Below are 17,500 nucleotides of genomic sequence, written 5' to 3'. Positions count from 1 at the left end.
CAAAAGGGAACCGAAATGGCATTTACAGGAGCACTTTATAAAAATCATGATAAAGGAACCTACGTTTGTGCCGCTTGTGGTGCCGTTTTATTTTCTTCCGAAACCAAGTACGAATCCGGATCCGGTTGGCCTTCTTTCTATCAACCCACAAAAGAAGGCGCTGTGAACGAAGAAAAAGACAACACCCATGGAATGGCGAGAACCGAAATTCTCTGCGCTAAATGCGGAGGACATTTAGGTCACGTCTTTTCCGACGGACCGAAACCCACTGGATTACGCTATTGTGTTAACTCCGCCTCTTTAAAGTTTCAGAAAGAATAATTTCCGGAAAACGTTCGGATTTTCGGAAATATTCTTCTTTTCGTTTTTTGATTTTCAAGGGGTGGCAAAAACAAAAATAATACCTAAATCCGGAATCAACCGGGAGAAATTGCATGAATGTTCATCTCACGTACATATCCGACAATCGTTCCATTCGAAATCCGATTTTACAATTTTTAGCGGAAAAATGGTACACGATTCTTTATTTCTGGCATATAATCATCGGAATTTTTATCGAACTGGAAAATTCTCCCGAAGGTGATAAACGTCCCGTGGTGTTGGTTTCGGGATTTTTAGGTAGAACTCTCTCCTGGGAACCGATGCTGAAATATCTTTCCGCAAACGGACATCCGGTTTATACGGTTCCTCTCGGATTTCAATTGGGAAACATCCGAAAAAAAAGCAAAATTTTAGAAACGTTTCTTATCGAAAAGAATATCAAAGATTGTTATATCGTAGGTCATTCGATGGGCGGTTTGATCGCTTCCGGTCTTACCTACAAAGGAAGAGATCGTGTTAAGAAAATTTTCATCGCGGGAACTCCCGTAAGAGGAACATATCTCTCCTATTTCCTACCCATGTTCATCTGCAGTTGGCAGATGATGCCGAATTCCAAGTTCATCCGAGAAGTCGGTGAAGTTTTCGGAAAGTTACCTAATGTACAATCCGTCTTTACGAAAAAAGATCAGGTCATTCTTCCCTCCGAAAACTCTCGTTTAGGCCACTTTGATGACGTGGAACTTCCCGAAGCCGGTCATCTAAATCTATTTATGGGCCCTCTTGGAATCGAATGTTTGTTCGATTTGATCACCGCGGAAGAAAAGAAGGACCCAAAACCGATCATTAGAAAAGTAGAATATTCTAAACAACTGGAAGACGTCGAGTCCCCGAAAACGCCCTCCAAATCCCCCGCGTTCGTCTCTAAAAAAAATTCGTCCTCTTTAAAACCAACGAAGTCGAAATCGATTCCTAAGAAAAAGTCGGCTCCGACAAAGAAAAAGAAGAAAAAATAAACCGCAGCGTTAGATTTTAAACTTGTAAATCCCCGCGCAAAGGATCGATGTACAACTCAGAGTCTCGCTAAGGGCCATAATGTTCCCACAAGTTGAGAAGAATCCTGGAATAAGAAGGATCAAAAAGGCATTTTTCAAGGGGTTAGTGGATAGGGTTTAGTGGATAGAACTTTACATACAATAAAACGCAAGTGTTCCGACGAGAATGAGGCTTTTTACTTGCAAGAAGTATGATTTTCTGATAGAGAAAAATCTCCCGAGTTTTCCCGCCTATTTCGCGACCCGTAGAAAGCGAAATAGCCAGCGAACAGCGGAGCATTACCGAGCGCTCCCTAGAGAGCGAGGTTGAGTTTTGTAAGCGGCTCTCAACGAAGTTGAGAAAGAAAGCGAAATAGAGTTATTCTCCCCACCACCCAAACACGGGGAAACTCAGGCACAACGCTTCCTAAGGATCGCGTTGCAGGGCCGATCTTTTCACAGAAGATTGTCGTAATTCCGACAGATTTATCTTCGGATCCAAGTTACTTGTGAGATTGGTTATGGCTGCGGGCCTGTCGTGCGGTTTCAAAATAAATTTTATTTAACGTACGTTAGGTGACGATTCTTTCATATCGTGTTTTTTCCTTTTTTATTTGGATTTTTTGATTCCTCTTCGAAAACAAACAACACGTTTGTTTTTATCATAGGCCGATCTTTAAAATCGAACTGACATTCGAAGTCTTAGGCCGGAGGATTTCAGTCGAGTCGATCCAGGAAAAACTTTTATGAGAATTCTTTTCATCCTACTACTGAGCGTTTGTCTGAGTGGAATCGTAATCGCAGAGGAGAAAACGGAAAACAAAATCTTCAATCGACTGATCGACTACAAAGGATTTCAAAATGCGGTAAATTCCTTTTCGAATGAAAGAGAGACCAAACGTCTGACGGAAGAGGATTTCTTAAAGATGATCGAAAATGAGGACGTAATTCTTTTGGACGCTCGCAGCGAATCCCGTTACAAACTCAGACATATCAAAAGCGCGCTCAGTCGCTCATTGGCATCTCTCGCGGTTAAACTTTAAAACGCGCCGCAAACAAAGGACTGGAGCTCATCGAAAGACCGACATAGGCCGCGGCAACAGCATCCCAGGAGTCGTCGTGTCCTTTGAGCAAATCAATATTGAGCAGGAGTTTCAAAGCTTGACGGATTTGTTTTTTGTCCGCGGTTCCGCTTCCGGTAGTTCCTTTTTTAATCTGAGAAACCGTAGGTTCCAGAATTTGAATATTCATTTCCGCTAAAGTAACTAAAAGAACTCCCCTTGACTCGAATACTCTCGATGCGGTCTTTTTATTTTTCGAAAAAAACATTTCCTCAACCGAAGCGACGGAAGGTTTGAACTCTTTCAAAATTTCCGTAAGTCCCTTCCGCAATACCAAAAGATTATTCGGACTCGGAGTTCCCGAAGGAACCTCCACGGTTCCATAGGCCAAAATGCGGATTTTAGAGGCGGTTTTTTCCAAAACCGCATAACCGGCCCTATGCGAACCCGGATCAATCCCGATGATTCTCAAGTTAAAAATTCCCGAATAAGCGAAAAGATGGAAGAGGTCCGTTTTTTCCTTTCGAAACATAGAAAAGAGAAACGGTCAGAAGACTTTTCAGAGAATCACTCAAATTCTTTTTCGAGCGAGGCAGCCAATTCGAAGTTGGACGTTACGGAAGTAACATCGTCGTGCCCGTCAAGTTGCTCGATCAACTTCATTACTTTTTCCGCGACCTCTTTGTCCGCGATTTCGGAGCTGACAAGAGCGATATAACGGATTTCCGATTCTTCCGATTTCAGCCCTTTTTCGTTTAGCGCGTGTAATACGGATTCGTAATCGTCCGGGGTAGTGATGACTCGATAAACTTCTCCCTCGTTAATTACGTCTTCCGCTCCTCCGCCTACCGCAAGGTCCACCAGTTCGTCTTCTCCAATTTGAGAAGATTCCAAAACGATCACTCCTTTCTTTTCAAAAAGCCTACTTACGGAACCGGAAGTCGCAAGCGAACCTCCTAACTTTGTAAGAATACTTTTAATCTCCGGAGTCGTTCTAGACTTTTTGTCGGTCACCGCAGAAACCATGATTGCAATTCCACCTGACCCGAAACATTCATAAAGACATTCTTCGTAAACGACTCCTTCCAGCTCTCCGGTCCCTTTTCTGATCGCCCTTTCTATATTATCCTTGGGCATGTTTACCGATTTGGCTTTCAATATTGCAAGTCTGAGTCTAGGATTTCCTTCCGGATCCCCTCCTCCCATTTTTGCCGCTACCGTGATTTCTTTTCCAACTCTTGTAAAAATGGCTCCGCGCTTGGAATCGATCGCGTCTTTCTTACGTTTGATCGTTGCCCATTTGGAATGTCCGGACATGATTTATTATCCCCTACGAATTGCTTTTGATAATCGAATCAAGCTTGAGTTGATTCTGGATGATACTTTCCAGAAATCAAAAAAAAGACATTCTGTCCATCCTTTTCAAAGGAAGAATGAACAGGCTGCTTCGAACATTCATGGATTTGAAGCAGAGAAGAATTTTAAAATCCTTTTCCATCGTAAAGGAAGTGGTTAGAATGGATTCCATGAACGCTTTTTCCAAATTTTCTCAAAAACAATTTCACGTCTTTTTCTCGTATAAAAACAATCCGGTAAAGTTATTGTCTCTCTTTCTTTTCATTCAATTCTTTGCGGTTTGCAATTCGGAACAGAATTCGGAGAAGAAAGAAATTTTATTTCGGCTGATCTCGGAATTTCAAATCGATTTACAAAAGAATTTAGAATCCGCAATTCGAACTAAGGGAATCGTAGGCGCAATCGGTGTTTGTCAAACAATTTCTCCTCAAAAGGAAGCCGATCTCAAGAAGGAATTTCCCGGAGTTCTTATAAGAAGAGTTTCCGAAAAACCGAGAAACCCAAGTCATCGACCCGAGGCCTGGGAAACCGAAATTTTCAATCAATGGAAAGAATCTCAAAAAACCGGAATGGCCCCCTACACGATCGTTTTATCCAAAGACAAAGAAGTTCGGATTTTACAACCCATCATTCTTCAAAACTCTACCTGTTTACAATGCCACGGTGGCCCTCAAGATATAAACCCGGCGGTATCTAAAAAAATCGCCGAGCTTTATCCTAACGACCAAGCAAAGGGCTACAAATTGGGAGAACTGAGAGGAGCCTTTTCCGCGACTTGGTAGTATTTTATGAAATACTTACAACTTGTTCCAAAAAAATGCTTACGGGACTATATTAGAGTTGTTGAAAAATTCAATAGTTCAGTTTAACAAAACAACTTCAAATATCCATTTCAATGAAACAAATGAGAATTAATTTTTTAACAACTCTTTTGTTGATTTTTTCCATCGGACTGAACGCCCAACGCCAACAGATAGAAAAGATAACAATCAAAGGTGAGAATTATATTGTACGCTTGGACGATTCCGGATTTTCCGTATTGAATTCCAAACGAAATAGAATCCTGAGTTTGCCTCTTAAAGACAGTGAAGGAATAAAAACTTTTGAGTTTAAAGACTTTAATAACGACGGCTACGAAGACATTTTTTTGGGATGGTCTAATCTTTTTGTAAATGATTTGAGGAGTCTTGATTTGTTTATTCCATCCAGCGGAAAATTTAGAAGCTATTTCAAAAATACTTTATCTTTGTTTAAAACGCCGATTCCAATCATTCTAAGATATTTTTGAGATAGCTTCTAGAAAAATAAAAGGCTTTTTTATTCCAGCTCCGACTCGAATAAAAGGAACGAAACACTTTTATTCTTATTACCAAGCAGGTTGCGCAAACTACGACTGGAAAAGCGGCTTATTCACCATCGAAAACTATAGAACCGTAGAAATTGGAATCATCGAAGGCAATGGTTGCGAAATTCAAAACGGTAGCATCGACATTTATAAAATAAAAGCGAATCAAAAAGTGTTCATTGAATCACTGGCATTGAACACAATCGAAAACTATCAAGACAATAAGTTTGGATTCATAAAAGAATATTGGGCAAAAAACTATCGAAAATTCAAATAGAATCGAAACAATTTTCCCGACATTACAAAGAAGTAATCTCAAAAGTCAACATAGGATACTTACGAATCCATATTTTACTGATCCTTACAAAAAAGAGTACCATTAATTTGAACATAAATCCCGCGTTTGATGAAGAATTTTAGACACTCTATTATGTAGAGATGGGTAATAGCCTCAAAAAACTATTGACTCGATTACGATTATATATATAATTATATATATATGAATAGAGCTAAAATTTTTAAAAATGGTGACAGCCAAGCAATACGTTTACCAAAGGACTATCGTTTTAAGGGTAAGGAAGTTTATATACGAAAAGATGGCGATAACGTCATTTTAACACCAATCGATGACGCGGTAGATCGATTTTGGAATACAGTTAATAATTTCTCTGAAGATCTGTTTATTGATCGGAATCAGCCAAATGACTACGATAAACGAAAGAGAATATGACTCAATATTTGTTAGATACTAATATCTGTATTTATATAATAAATCAAAAACCAGAATCCGTTTATAAGAAATTTAAAAAGATTAAATTAGAAAATATCTTCATTTCATCGATTACGGAATTTGAATTAAAATACGGTGTTCAGAAAAGCCTTCATTTTGAAAGAAATCTGAAAGTCTTAGAAGAATTTTTAAGTTATTTGAACATTCTTCCGTTTGTTAGCGAAGATACAAATAAAGCTGCAAAAGTTCGAGTAGAATTAGAAAGAGTAGGAAAACCAATTGGTCCTTTCGATCTTCTAATAGCTTCTCAGGCATTATCGAATAAACTTACGCTTGTGACAAACAATGAAAAAGAATTTACTCGGATTAAAAATATTAAAATTGAAAACTGGCTTTAAAAGATGCTGACCAGCGTCAAACTCCTCGCTTCGTTCGGGTTCGCTCATGCGACCCTCACTGCGGGCTTCGACAAATCCCGCTTTGTCACTCGCCTTGCAAAGCAAGTCTCGCGCCAATTCTTTCGCGTGCTTAGGCACGCTCCAGAACCGCAAACTTCGAGGAGACTCTTTCGTTAGGCGCCATTTTATGAAATATATAGTACTAAAAGAAAGCTTAGAGAATGCGAAGGAAGAAATATTCGAGAGCCTTCCTAATAGGATACGACCAATTTGGGCAAGTTTTATTCTTACCCGATTTAGCAAATTTATAGGTGAAATTCCAGATGTAGTCCAAGAGCTTTTCGAAATCGTTAATCATGAGAAAGAATGGTTTCGAGCGAAAAAACAGTTTGAAACTATTAGAAGCTTCAATCTTAGAACAACGAATTTTCAACCGAATTCATATATGGGTCTTGCTGAGTTAGTCGCCAAAATTACGTATAATGCCTCCGGCAATGTAGTGGGGCCTTTTGATCGAGACAGTGGTTCGTGGATTACAACGTTTGCTTTTTCAACAGCCAATTACTTTAGTAAAGATGTTCTCGATTATGAGATAATAGTCGGACTTTCTATTGCTCGTAAGATTGGGGCAGTAAGTAAAGACATAAAGCGAATTTATGACTTATTAGAGTTCAAAAGTATTGATGATGTCCTTTGGCTTGATTGGGATCCATTAGGTGTGAATGATACAGAACATCGAGATGAATATCAGGATTATACAGCGAAAATATTTAATTTAAAGAGAAATGGTGCAACTATCCTTCAAATTACCAATCATTTGCTCGACATTGAATTAAATTCCATTGGTGTAGGACGAGATCGAGACTTTTCTGAAAAAGTTGCTGGGAAGATATTTCGAATATAATTTTTGACTATTCATAAAACGTCGCCTAACGTCGTTTGGGATTGCGAATGCAATCCTCACTCCGGCTCCGCACATTGTTTTGCGCATCGTTTGCTAAGGCTCGCTCAAACCTCGTGCCAACCGCATTGCGCTAAAGCGCTTACGGGCGCAACGTCGAGGCAACTCTTTCGTTATCTGAAATTGCTGATGGGACGCACATCCGTGGCGCAGTAGAAAGAATATGAATAAGAAAAATACACTGATAAACATATAATCTTTATATATAATCATAACTTAACGTGAGTTCGGCCTAAGGAGGAAAAAAGAGAAAAATCTTGTACAGAAAAGCGCCAGATCACATATTGAACTAAATTTCAAGCAAGAAAGGGGTTAAATATGGATCTGACAGAGATATTTTGTGCGATAGACGATTATTGTACACAACAAAAAATAAACTGGAACGTGAAAATACTTTTGTCCGGTGGTTCGAAAAAGAAACCGAAAATTTCAGTTAAGCCTGAGTGAAGTAGCAACGATTGTTGTCTGTTTTCATCTTTCTCATTATAGAGAATTTAAAAATTACTGATCCCTACAAAAAAGAGTACCAAAAATATAACAATAATATCCCATTGCCATAATGCAAAACTTAGAAAGGGAAAGTTAAAACGTTTGGAAAAACGTAGGTTGAAGGGAATTGCTCTCTTGAAGAAGGGCTACACGTGTTACGGAGTATCAAAAAAGCTTGGAGTAAGTAAGCAATCGGTAATGCGTTGGCGAGAAAGATATGAATCGGAAGGAATCGAAGGAGTAAAATGGAATGGTCGTCGAGGTCGACCGACCAAATTGACCATTTCAGAGAAGAAAGAATTAAAAAGAATCATCTTGAAAGGTCCGATCAGTAACGGTTATCCGAATGAACTTTGGTCAACGTATCGTGTATCAGAAATCATACGAAAAAAATTCGGAGTAACGTATCATCAAGATTATGTGGGAACTCTGTTACATCAATTAGGATTTTCGTATCAAAAACCTAAAAGAAGAGCGTTGGAAAGAGATGAAAAGGCAATCGAAACTTGGAAAACAAAAACTTGGCCCGGTATAAAAAAAGCAGAGAATGAAGGGTTTAAGGTCATATTCTTAGATGAAAGCGGAATCAGCCAGAATCCATATACGATAAAAACTTGGAGCTTAATCGGAAAGACACCGATCCTTCGTCACAAGATGTCTTGGAAAAAGTTATCAGTAATCGGTGCTATTTCTAAAAAAGATTTTCACTTCCAGATCATAACAGGCTCTGTTAAAAGCCAGGATCTTATTTATTTTTAAATATACTTCTAAAGGAAAATCGCAAAAAGATTTTAATAGTTTGGGATAATTTATCTGCTCGTAAAAGCAAAACAATGAATGAATTTTTAAAAGCAAATGAGAAAAGGCTTCGAGTAGAATTTTTGCCTCCTTATGCTCCGGAGTTAAATCCTCAAGAATATATCTGGTGTCGTTGGAAGAAAAACTATATGGCTAATTTTTGTCCGGAGAATCTTAGCCAATTGATTCAAAGAACTAAATCTACTTTAGGTATATTGAAATCAAATACAATCAGTTTCGATAGTTATTGGAGACAAGCTGGTATTTAGGTACTCATTTTTATAGGGATCAGTATTATCTGATAGAAATAAAAAGAATTTAAAATCGGAATTTCCAAAAGCGGTAAGTTACAATCGTTTTGTTGAACTGATGCCTAACGCGTTATCTGTCATAGCTTCCTTTCTATCAAATTCTTGTCTGGGAAAATGTTCCGGAATATCGTTCATTGATTCTACGATTCTTTGGAGTATGCGACAACAGAAGAATCCATTCTCATAAGAACCTGTCCAGTCTCGATTTTTTCTTATGGAAAAAACCGGAACTGAACAGAACCTTGCAGCTTGATCTTTGGTAAAATAAAATGAAGTTTTGGGATGCGCTGTAAACTTTTCGGAGATAGAGGTTACATCAGTCAATCTTTGTTTGAAAGTCTTTATGAAAAGGGAATTCAACTCATTACAAAACTTAAAAAGAATATGAAAAATAAATTAATGCCCTTAGTTGATAAAATTCTTTTAAGAAAAAGAGCTATCATTGAATCCGTAAATGATGAACTTAAAAATATCTGTCAGATTCAACATACTAGACATCGAAGCTTTTTCAATCGGGCTGTTAATCTATTAAGTGGGTTAGTTGCATTTTCTTTTTTTCCAAAAAAACCTTCTTTGAATTTGAGATCCAAAGACAATTTACAACTTTTACTCTCTCCTTAGGCCGAACTCACGTTATCTTATGAATCAGACTATTAATATTTCCTTCGAAAAGGCGCTCTTAAAAGAAATTGATTAAATCGTAAAAAGAAAACATAGATCTCGATCAAAATTGACTCGCGAGTCTGCACGAGTATATATTGAGAAAAAAACTAGATAGCAAGCTATCTTTGATTTTACTTCAAAAACCAACATCTGATAAGTACGAATCGATATTTTAGTAGTATTTGAAGAGAGAATACAATCTATTGAGAGAATGGATTTGACAAATGCCCAGTGGGAAATACTAGAATCCCTTATGATTCAACCTAAACGTCGTGAAAACGGAAAAGATCGTCCTCGTCCGATGCCGTTCCATTTAAACGGCATTCTTTGAATATTACAAACAGGCGCTCAATGGACGGATACCGGATCGTTATCCGTCCTATCAAACTTGTCATTGCCGTTTTCAAGCGCCTTTCTTTTTGCTTGGCTTCAAAGCTTTAGAAGGCTCGTAAGTTCGTTATAAAATTACGATTTCAATTTCGATAGCTTTATTTCTTAGATGCGCTATTATGATCCTTCTAAGGTAAGCTAACCTTCATTGGCACTTTAAAAATTAGGAGAAGAATGGAAATGAGCGTAATATATCTATACGTAGATGATGAGGGATGGAAAGAATTCGACCTGTCAAATAAAGAAGAATTATATAAACGGAATATTAAAATTTCACAAAGCTCAAAGATCGGAGACAATGCAGTATTCGAATATAATGTAAGAATCGGAAACGGAGCAAATATAGGAGATAGTGTGACATTCGGATTCAATGCAAATATTAGAGACGGTGCAAAAATAGGAAGCAATGCAAAGATTGGATATGGTACAAAGATTGGATATGGTACAAAGATTGGATATGGTGCAAAGATTGGATATGGTGCAAAGATTGGAGATGGTGCAAAGATTGGAGATGGTGCAGTTGTAAAATCGATTATCTTTTCAGGGTCGAATCATATTGTCTCGTATTGGGGAGAAGATCGTATCGATATAGGTTGTATATATAAATCAATTGAAGAGTGGATAGAAAGCTATGAGTTAGTTTTAGATGAAGAAGGTTATACCGAGGAACAAATTGAGGAATATGCCCGATACATCAAGTTGATCAAAGCTCTTCATGATTCGTAGAACGAGGTGACCACTCATCCCTACATAATAGAGTGTCCAAAATTCTGCGTCTAAACGGGGATTTGTGCTAAAATTGGCGGTACTCCTTTATGTAGAGATCAGTAGGAATCAATCTACAGGGCACAAAGGAGATTCTTGGGATTTGGGTAGAACGCACCGAAGGGGCAAAGTTCTGGCTTCAGATTTTAACCGATTTAAAAAATCGCGGCGTTGAAGATATCTTAATCGCTTGTGTCGACGGATTGAAAGGATTTCCGGATACAATCATATCAGTTTTCCCTAATGCACAAGTTCAACTTTGTTTCGTTCCTATGGTTAGGAATTCTTTGAAATGGGTTTCTTACAAACAGAGGAAAGAGTTGGTAGTCGACCTAAAGGCCATCTACAAATCTCCATCGGAAGAAATTGCTAAGAAAAGCCTTGATGATTTTTCAACCAAATGGGACAGTCAATATCCGATGATCAGCAAGTCTTGGAGAAGTAATTGGGATTCGGTGATTCCTTTTTTGGCCTATCCACCTAACATTCGTAAGGCGATATACACTACAAATGCTATCGAATCCATGAATATGGGCTTAAGAAAGATTATCAAGAATCGGGGTTCGTTTCCGAACGATGAGGCGGCAATCAAGCTTCTCTATTTAGCTTTGAATAATATGTCTAAAAAATGGACCATGCCGATTCAAGATTGGGATGACGAGCGATCCTTAGAGAGCCGAGTCGCTCGAGTTCAAGCGATGAATCAGTTTTCGATTCTTTTCGGAGATCGATTGAAATTGGATTCGTTTTAAAAAAGTTATTTACACAGGATTCCTGACACTACCTCATCCTCTATTCCCATAATGAAACAATTATTTCTCTTTAAACTCCAACAGTATCTGTCTTAACTTTTCCGGCTCGCTTGTAATTGGCAATAATCACTCCACTTGGCGTAACAGAACTCTCTATTAATATAAATGCCGCCGGGATGGTCCCATCGCCAAACAAACGTTTGCCCGTACCGAGCGTAACGGGAAATATTTTAAGCCATAGCTCATCCACTAAATCATTCTCAAGCAGCAGCTGAACGAGCTTACCACTACCCCAAACTTGAATGTCAGAACCTTCTGAATTTTTGAGCTTTTCGATATCTGTCAAACTTTCGAGAAATACTGAATTTTTCCAATCTGACTTTTTCATAGTCTTGGACAGGACGTATTTTGTGCCATCATTGATGCCGGGCCAAAAGTCTGCATGTTCAGGCCAGTAATCGGCCCAAATCTCAAATGTTTTTCTGCCCAAAAGATAATCTGTAGGTTTCATCTGTTTTTCCATGACCTTACCAGAAACTTCGTCAAAATACGGCGCGGTCCAACCGCCATACTTGAAACCACCCGATGGATCTTCCTCAGGTCCACCAGGTGCTTGCATGACTCCATCTAATGTAATAAATGATAAAACAATTATTTTTCTCATATTATTTCACCTCCTCTAATAATTTATAAAAGCTTTGAATGAAGTCAATGAATAACAAAATAAATCATTTTACATCGCCCCCTTCATAAAAAGAGAAAAATAATATAGGCATTATTTAAAAAACAAACAGCAATATCTTTCTCCAATATGCAACTTTTACTGATCTCTATATAAAGGAGTACAGTCAATTTTACCACAAATACCCATTTTAAGACAGAAGACTGGGCACTCTATTATGTAGAGATTAGTAGCATATTTCGCCCGGCATAAATGTCGGCGATCCTAAAATCCTGACCGGCTATGTTATAACGCAATAGTCTTATCGACGTTAGATTTCAGAGTGGGAATCGTGAATGGCAAACGAAACGGGATCCCTCAACACCGCGAGTAGACGAAGTTAGGCGTGGCGTCGATGCAAATTACCGAAGAGATTTTATAAATTCCTCGCAGTTTAAAATTGAAAGATCATGTTTAGGATAATCCTTTTTATTTCTAGTTAGAAAGATTCGAATCCTTTCTCTTTTTGCGACATGATATTGTATTGAATCCTCGAAGTCTTTGATATCTGAATCAAGTGCTAAATCGATAATCTTATCATCCACACTTAATATGTTGATTAAAATTCGAAGTGACTTTACTTTATTTAAAGCTTCTTTATGTCCGAGAAATTTCTTCAATAAATAGAAAATATTCCATATAATTAATGATGAAATATAACCTTGTATCCTACCTAATTCGATCAAATTAAATACTTGAGCCGAATATTCAAAACCTTCAGGTCGACTATACAAAAAATCAATTATGACATCTGAATCTAAGAATACTTTCTTTTTAGAGGCCATGCTTCTTTCTCAAATAGGCAGCTTTATCCTCTTTAATATCTATGTATTCTTTGCCTTTTAAAAGTCCTGCCAGACTTTTTGTTATTGGAGCTAAATCCTGAGCCTTCGTTTCTACTTTTTGTCCACGTTCAGATTCTTTTGTTAATTCAACCAAGTAATCTTCAATAATGTTAGATAAGCTTTTATGTCTTTTCTGCGCATATTTTTTAGCTTTCTCAATAACGGTCTTTTCAATAGACAAAGTTAATTTAGTAGTCATGAAATAATCCTACGTATAGAATATTATATTCTATACGTATTTCAAGATTTTTTCTCTGAACGCTTGAATTTCGCGATCATTTTCGACGCTTGCGCCTAATGAAGTAGGCTCCTCGGCGTTGCATGTCCAAGTGACTGTGTGCGAGGAGTTGGCATGAGGCTTGAATAAGCCTTTACGAACATCTTGCAAGCCGAGCGACAAAGCAATGTGCGAAGCTCGGAGTGCGTCTGAGCGGGAACTGCCAGTGGCGAACGAAGTGAGGAGATGAAGTTGGGCGGTTATTTTCCTTTAACTTTTATTATAGCATTTATTAAATCTTTTATATTGGTAGAATCATACCGAAAACGTTCAAGTTCTTCAGTTGTTTGATTCTTATTTAGAAATCTATTCCGTTCTGTTTTCAATATTTCTTGTATGCCAGGTAGTGCTTTATCTCCACCTACATGAGGTAATCTAAAAGATTTTTCACATTTTCGATCAGATGCTAAATATGATGGCATGTAACAACGACCCTTATAGGGAAGTACTCATTTCCTAATTCTTTTTTCGAATAGGGTAAAACACCCTACTCTTCCCAGGATTTCTCTTTAAAAAACCCTGGATTTTTCTTAGTCGAAGAGTAGAAAGTATACTGAGTGCTGAGGAAAATTATGATACATCTTTTGATTCTTTTTTTTATATTCTTATTTCAAGCTTGTTCGCCTACGTCCGATGCGAAAACGAACAACTCTTTTCTGATTCCTTTAGTTCAAGGAAATAACATCGGCTCTGTCGCTGTTCATGGAAATTTAGATTCCTTGGATGCGGGAGAAGTACCGTTGCGGGAAAATTCTGTCAGTCTTGAATGGGCTTCTTTATATGGTGAAGGTCCTAATAAAATAACCAGAGATTCCAAACTCGCAGTAGATGAAAAGGGTTTTGTTTACGTCGCAGCCGATATAGACAGCGATCCTTCTTATAACCAATTGACCAACAAATGGGTTGTTGGAGGCAAAGATCTAATTCTTGCGAAATATGATTCCCAGAAAAATATAATCTGGAGAGGATCAGCATCCGGGGTCCCGGGCGCAAAACTGAACGTTACGGGAATTGCGGTAGATCCCAAAGGAAACGCATATGTAACCGGTTCTATAATCGGTTCTTTCGAATACAGACTCGGCTTAGAAAAACAGGATATGTTCGTAATTAAGTTCAACTCGAATGGACTCATAGAGTGGATCAAACAAACAGGAACTGAGGATGAAAGATACGAAGTTTCTCCCGGAAAAATCACCGTAGATACATTCGGAAATTCTTATATTGTCGGAACCTCAAACGGGCCGTTCGGAGGAAACAGTATAAAAAGGGGAAACGGATTTATCGTCAAATTTGATACCGACGGAAACCAGGTTTGGATCGAACAACTTTCCATTCCAGAAGCGGATATCATTCCAACCGGAGCTGCCTTTGACAAAGTTACGGGTAATATTTACATAAGTGGTTACGGACGCAACGCAAACTTTGCGACCAATACAACTCCCGGTATCGGACGAAACGACCTTTTCATTCTTAAATACGATAGTAACGGAAACCGACAATTCTTCGCTCAACTCGGTGTCCCTCTGAAATCAGTTTTTGGCAACGCCATCACTGTGGATCGATTCGGAAACGTTCTTGTAGGAGGATACAGCAATGCGGATTTCGGCTCAAGGCCAGACGAAACGAGTCATCTTGGGATCATCGTAAAATACGATTCATCCGGCGTTCAACAATGGATCAGACAATTCGGTCCTCCCGCAGATCAAAAGTCGACCATAATAAACGAAATAACAACCGACAGAGCAGGAAATGTTTTCACAACGGGTCAAACCAATGGATTTATCAAGTTTAATGACGGCCCTTCGGAAGGAGACCGAGACATCTTTGTAACCAAACACAGCTCTTCCGGAGAAGTCCAACAGTTATGGCAGTGGGGAATGTTTCGAGAGACTATGGTCGGTTCGGGAATCGGAACCGACTTTGATGGGAATCTTTATACAACCGGATGGATAACCCACAATATATTCCACAACATTTTTGGAAAGGAGGTAACGGGAGCTATGGATATATTTCTGATAAAGTTCAGATGATTCCAAATATTCGTCGGGGATCAAATGAGATTTTAAACCGCCCGAAAAACGTTGCTTGAAACATCTGGATTGTGTCGTGTAAAAATAAAAGAAAAAATTTCGGTAATCGATCAATTACACGACACAATCTATATTTTCAAATACAAAAAAAGGAATTTATTTTACTGAGTTGCCGCATCGTCCATCGAGTGTCAAAATATCGATCGACTGTTTTACGTATAAACCAAGTAGGTTTATAAAAGTATAATCTAATAAAAAGTCGTCAACGAATTTCATTACATTTTCATGAAACGTTTTTGTGCTTAAGCTGATTTAAATCGCAGTCGTTTTCGTCCGCATCGCTTCGAATTCCCAGATAGGTGGGTTGATACAAAGAACCCCTCTGCATGCATATAAATAATGTATTTCTATATTGATCTCTACATAAAGGAGTACCGCCAATTTTAGCACAAATCCCCGTTTAGATGTAGAATTTTGGACACTCTATTATGTAGGGATGAGTAGGTGATATTGCAGGTCGACCTGTTTCATCGTTTTGGTAATTCTTTTCAAAATTCTCAAAATCTAAACGATCTATAACTTTCTTAAATCCGTGGATCGGATGCCCCTCTCCGATCAATTCCTGAAAGTCTAAAACATGCATCCTAAGTTGATTCGGGTCCGTGTTCTTGAACTTTGCCATTGCGCAAATCTAACTCGTTCAGAAATATTGCATCTCTTTTTCAACAGACTCCCACCCAAAATCAGGGGAAACTCAGGCACAACGCTTCCTAAATTGCGATCCGTAGAGAGCAATTTATTGAATTCCGATTATTGTTTATCGGAATAATAATGTCTCAACTCCCTACGGGTCGCTCGAAGAAAACTCAGCAAACACCTTCCTATGGGTCGGTGTTTAGGTCGCGAAAGGTATAACTCAACACAACGCTTCCTAAGGGGCGCGTTGTGGGGAGTTGGTATCTAGTCGTCCCTGAAAAAGTGATCTCCTAATTAAAATGGTTGCACCAAAGAGAAATTTGAAAAAGGCGCACGCGAAAAAGAGAAATTTGATCCAGAAACAAAAAGAAAGCTTGGAATAGCTTTCTGAAATTACAACCGGCAGCGGATAGGATGGCATTGATACGATCTCCTTCTTGACCTTTCAGAAAGTTCCGATCCATCTTGTGACCCTGTTTCAAATGAGAAATGATCGGTTCAATGGCGGCTCTTCTGTTCATCCATTTCCTTTGCCAACGAGACATTTTCTTTCTGCTTTTATTGGAAAGGTGAACTTCCACATCGACCGGATGATGATCGTTTCCTTTGTAACCTTGATCCACATAACACTCCTTAGGTCGAAAGCCGGTTATCTTTTCCATCTGGTTGATGGCATTCTTCAAAGTATGACCGTCATACGGATTACCGTGCAAGGCTTGAACGCCAACAATCCAATTGGATTTACTGGTAGTAACTAAACTTGTCTTACAACCGAATTCATACTTCTTATGAATTTTACCTTTAGAGATACACTCCACTTCCGGAGCATGAACGCTGTAGATTTTACCTTTACTATTTTTTTCTTGCGTTAGAATCTTCTCGGAAATTTCTAAAAGAGATTGAAGTCGTTTATTAGGATTTTCTACTTTTCGCCCTATGTCGCGTTTTACTCGAGCTAAATACGTTTTTAAACGTTTCGTTTCTTTCTTGGCCCGTTTACTTTGTTTTGCATGTGAATAACGTCCTTGTTTAATGAGTGCTAATTTACTCTTTCGTTTATAACTTTGTCTTAGTTTGATGCCTTCTTTTACGGCTTATTCAACTAACGTGTGTCTGGCTTTATGATACAGCTTCGCATCCGTTGGAAAAGTGATCGCTTTCTCCTGAACCGTCGTATCTACATTCACTCTCGTAAATTCTTGATGCGTTATCTGACCTTCTCGTTGTCCTAACAAGATTGTCTCTTCTAAGAATTTCTCTACGCCTTCACTGCCGATTCGTTTTCTCCATTTTACTAAACTCGTCGGATCACAAGGAAAATCGTGTTCGAAATATTCATTCCCGCAGAAATATTGCCAATAGGGATTCTCTAAATATTTTTCTACTACACCTTCATCCGATACGTTATACGCGTATTTCAAGTAATGCAAGCCGACTAACAAGCGAATCGGCAATCCAGGTCGACCCGTTTTCTCTGTGTAGTGCTTCCCAAATTCTTTCTCAAATTTTCCCCCAGTCTATCTTCTTCGCTAATTGATACAACGGATGTTTATGATCGAG

16 protein-coding genes and 8 pseudogenes (1 of these 24 cut by a window edge) are annotated in these 17,500 nt (G+C 38.5%); 15 read left to right on the top strand and 9 right to left on the bottom strand.

Annotated elements, in window-relative coordinates; all coding sequences use genetic code 11:
• The 3 genes and pseudogenes from msrB to LEP1GSC062_RS17915 all read left to right on the top strand — a co-directional run.
• Nucleotides 1–321: the 3' portion of a peptide-methionine (R)-S-oxide reductase MsrB gene (gene msrB, locus LEP1GSC062_RS17925; RefSeq protein ID WP_020985139.1), read on the top strand. Its footprint begins 75 nt before the window's first position; only the last 321 of its 396 coding nucleotides appear in the window; the start codon falls outside the window, past its left edge; the stop codon is at nt 319–321.
• Nucleotides 322–434: 113 nt separating this feature from the next.
• Nucleotides 435–1,334 (top strand): esterase/lipase family protein, encoded by a 900-nt coding sequence (locus tag LEP1GSC062_RS17920; protein ID WP_020985162.1) that lies wholly within the window; start codon nt 435–437, stop codon nt 1,332–1,334.
• A 764-nt stretch (nt 1,335–2,098) separates the two neighbouring features.
• A pseudogene (locus LEP1GSC062_RS17915) lies at nt 2,099–2,362 on the top strand (rhodanese-like domain-containing protein); the annotation flags it as partial.
• A gap of 22 nt (nt 2,363–2,384) precedes the next feature.
• On the opposite strand, the gene LEP1GSC062_RS17910 reads toward LEP1GSC062_RS17915, so the two are convergent.
• Entirely contained in the window at nt 2,385–2,885 is a 501-nt protein-coding gene (locus tag LEP1GSC062_RS17910; protein WP_039942661.1) for a crossover junction endodeoxyribonuclease RuvC, read from the bottom strand.
• Between the two features lie 95 nt (nt 2,886–2,980).
• Entirely contained in the window at nt 2,981–3,730 is a 750-nt protein-coding gene (locus tag LEP1GSC062_RS17905; protein WP_010576617.1) for a YebC/PmpR family DNA-binding transcriptional regulator, read from the bottom strand.
• 209 nt (nt 3,731–3,939) lie between these two features.
• Between LEP1GSC062_RS17905 and LEP1GSC062_RS17900 the strand changes: the two genes are divergently transcribed.
• The 11 genes and pseudogenes from LEP1GSC062_RS17900 to LEP1GSC062_RS17850 form a co-directional block, all read left to right on the top strand.
• Complete coding sequence (locus LEP1GSC062_RS17900; protein ID WP_170875453.1) at nt 3,940–4,551, top strand: Tll0287-like domain-containing protein; 612 nt, start codon at nt 3,940–3,942, stop codon at nt 4,549–4,551.
• A gap of 122 nt (nt 4,552–4,673) precedes the next feature.
• A complete protein-coding gene (locus tag LEP1GSC062_RS23405) occupies nt 4,674–5,057 on the top strand; it encodes a hypothetical protein (RefSeq protein ID WP_162142177.1) in 384 nt (127 codons plus the stop codon).
• Between the two features lie 556 nt (nt 5,058–5,613).
• Entirely contained in the window at nt 5,614–5,844 is a 231-nt protein-coding gene (gene vapB / locus LEP1GSC062_RS17890; protein ID WP_010576614.1) for a type II toxin-antitoxin system antitoxin VapB, read from the top strand.
• On the top strand, nt 5,841–6,242 hold the full coding sequence (gene vapC, locus LEP1GSC062_RS17885; RefSeq protein WP_010576613.1) for a type II toxin-antitoxin system tRNA(fMet)-specific endonuclease VapC: 402 nt from the start codon (nt 5,841–5,843) through the stop codon (nt 6,240–6,242). Before vapB ends, vapC begins: the two co-directional genes overlap by 4 nt.
• A 187-nt stretch (nt 6,243–6,429) precedes the next feature.
• Nucleotides 6,430–7,146, top strand: a complete 717-nt coding sequence (locus LEP1GSC062_RS17880) for a hypothetical protein (protein WP_010576612.1) — start codon at nt 6,430–6,432, stop codon at nt 7,144–7,146.
• A 375-nt stretch (nt 7,147–7,521) separates the two neighbouring features.
• Nucleotides 7,522–7,708 (top strand): annotated as a pseudogene (locus tag LEP1GSC062_RS25080) (IS982 family transposase); the annotation flags it as partial.
• Between the two features lie 38 nt (nt 7,709–7,746).
• Nucleotides 7,747–8,759: pseudogene (locus LEP1GSC062_RS24350) on the top strand (IS630 family transposase).
• Between the two features lie 23 nt (nt 8,760–8,782).
• Nucleotides 8,783–9,422 (top strand): annotated as a pseudogene (locus LEP1GSC062_RS25970) (transposase); the annotation flags it as partial.
• 19 nt (nt 9,423–9,441) lie between these two features.
• Nucleotides 9,442–9,576: pseudogene (locus tag LEP1GSC062_RS25965) on the top strand (ribbon-helix-helix protein, CopG family); the annotation flags it as partial.
• A gap of 452 nt (nt 9,577–10,028) precedes the next feature.
• The gene (locus LEP1GSC062_RS17855) at nt 10,029–10,580 is read left to right on the top strand and encodes an acyl-(ACP)-UDP-N-acetylglucosamine (protein WP_010576607.1); all 552 of its coding nucleotides are present in this window, start codon (nt 10,029–10,031) and stop codon (nt 10,578–10,580) included.
• A 98-nt stretch (nt 10,581–10,678) separates the two neighbouring features.
• Nucleotides 10,679–11,371, top strand: a pseudogene (locus LEP1GSC062_RS17850) (IS256 family transposase); the annotation flags it as partial.
• A gap of 70 nt (nt 11,372–11,441) precedes the next feature.
• On the opposite strand, the gene LEP1GSC062_RS17845 reads toward LEP1GSC062_RS17850, so the two are convergent.
• The 4 genes from LEP1GSC062_RS17845 to LEP1GSC062_RS17830 form a co-directional block, all read right to left on the bottom strand.
• The gene (locus LEP1GSC062_RS17845; protein WP_010576605.1) at nt 11,442–12,035 is read right to left on the bottom strand and encodes a dihydrofolate reductase family protein; all 594 of its coding nucleotides are present in this window, start codon (nt 12,033–12,035) and stop codon (nt 11,442–11,444) included.
• Nucleotides 12,036–12,454: 419 nt separating this feature from the next.
• Nucleotides 12,455–12,877, bottom strand: a complete 423-nt coding sequence (locus tag LEP1GSC062_RS17840; RefSeq protein ID WP_010576604.1) for a type II toxin-antitoxin system VapC family toxin — start codon at nt 12,875–12,877, stop codon at nt 12,455–12,457.
• Nucleotides 12,867–13,136 (bottom strand): DUF6364 family protein, encoded by a 270-nt coding sequence (locus LEP1GSC062_RS24340; RefSeq protein WP_039942580.1) that lies wholly within the window; start codon nt 13,134–13,136, stop codon nt 12,867–12,869. Before LEP1GSC062_RS24340 ends, LEP1GSC062_RS17840 begins: the two co-directional genes overlap by 11 nt.
• Before the next feature lie 278 nt (nt 13,137–13,414).
• Nucleotides 13,415–13,636 carry a hypothetical protein gene (locus tag LEP1GSC062_RS17830; RefSeq protein ID WP_010576602.1) on the bottom strand — a complete coding sequence of 74 codons (222 nt, stop codon included), beginning with the start codon at nt 13,634–13,636 and terminating at the stop codon, nt 13,415–13,417.
• Nucleotides 13,637–13,786: 150 nt separating this feature from the next.
• On the opposite strand from LEP1GSC062_RS17830, the gene LEP1GSC062_RS17825 reads away from it, so the two are divergent.
• Nucleotides 13,787–15,244, top strand: coding sequence for an SBBP repeat beta-propeller lipoprotein, LipL53 family (locus tag LEP1GSC062_RS17825; RefSeq protein ID WP_020985082.1), 1,458 nt, complete (start codon nt 13,787–13,789; stop codon nt 15,242–15,244).
• Nucleotides 15,245–15,556: 312 nt separating this feature from the next.
• On the opposite strand, the gene LEP1GSC062_RS25360 is transcribed toward LEP1GSC062_RS17825, so the two are convergent.
• The 3 genes and pseudogenes from LEP1GSC062_RS25360 to LEP1GSC062_RS22370 form a co-directional block, all read right to left on the bottom strand.
• Nucleotides 15,557–15,685, bottom strand: a complete 129-nt coding sequence (locus LEP1GSC062_RS25360; RefSeq protein ID WP_020985165.1) for a hypothetical protein — start codon at nt 15,683–15,685, stop codon at nt 15,557–15,559.
• A gap of 61 nt (nt 15,686–15,746) precedes the next feature.
• Nucleotides 15,747–15,926: pseudogene (locus tag LEP1GSC062_RS17820) on the bottom strand (hypothetical protein); the annotation flags it as partial.
• A gap of 304 nt (nt 15,927–16,230) precedes the next feature.
• Nucleotides 16,231–17,500: pseudogene (locus LEP1GSC062_RS22370) on the bottom strand (IS5 family transposase); the annotation flags it as partial.

The organism is Leptospira alexanderi serovar Manhao 3 str. L 60 (genome assembly GCF_000243815.2).
In the GTDB taxonomy this organism is placed as follows: Bacteria; Spirochaetota; Leptospiria; order Leptospirales; family Leptospiraceae; genus Leptospira; species Leptospira alexanderi.
This window is presented reverse-complemented; position numbering and strand designations above follow the sequence as displayed.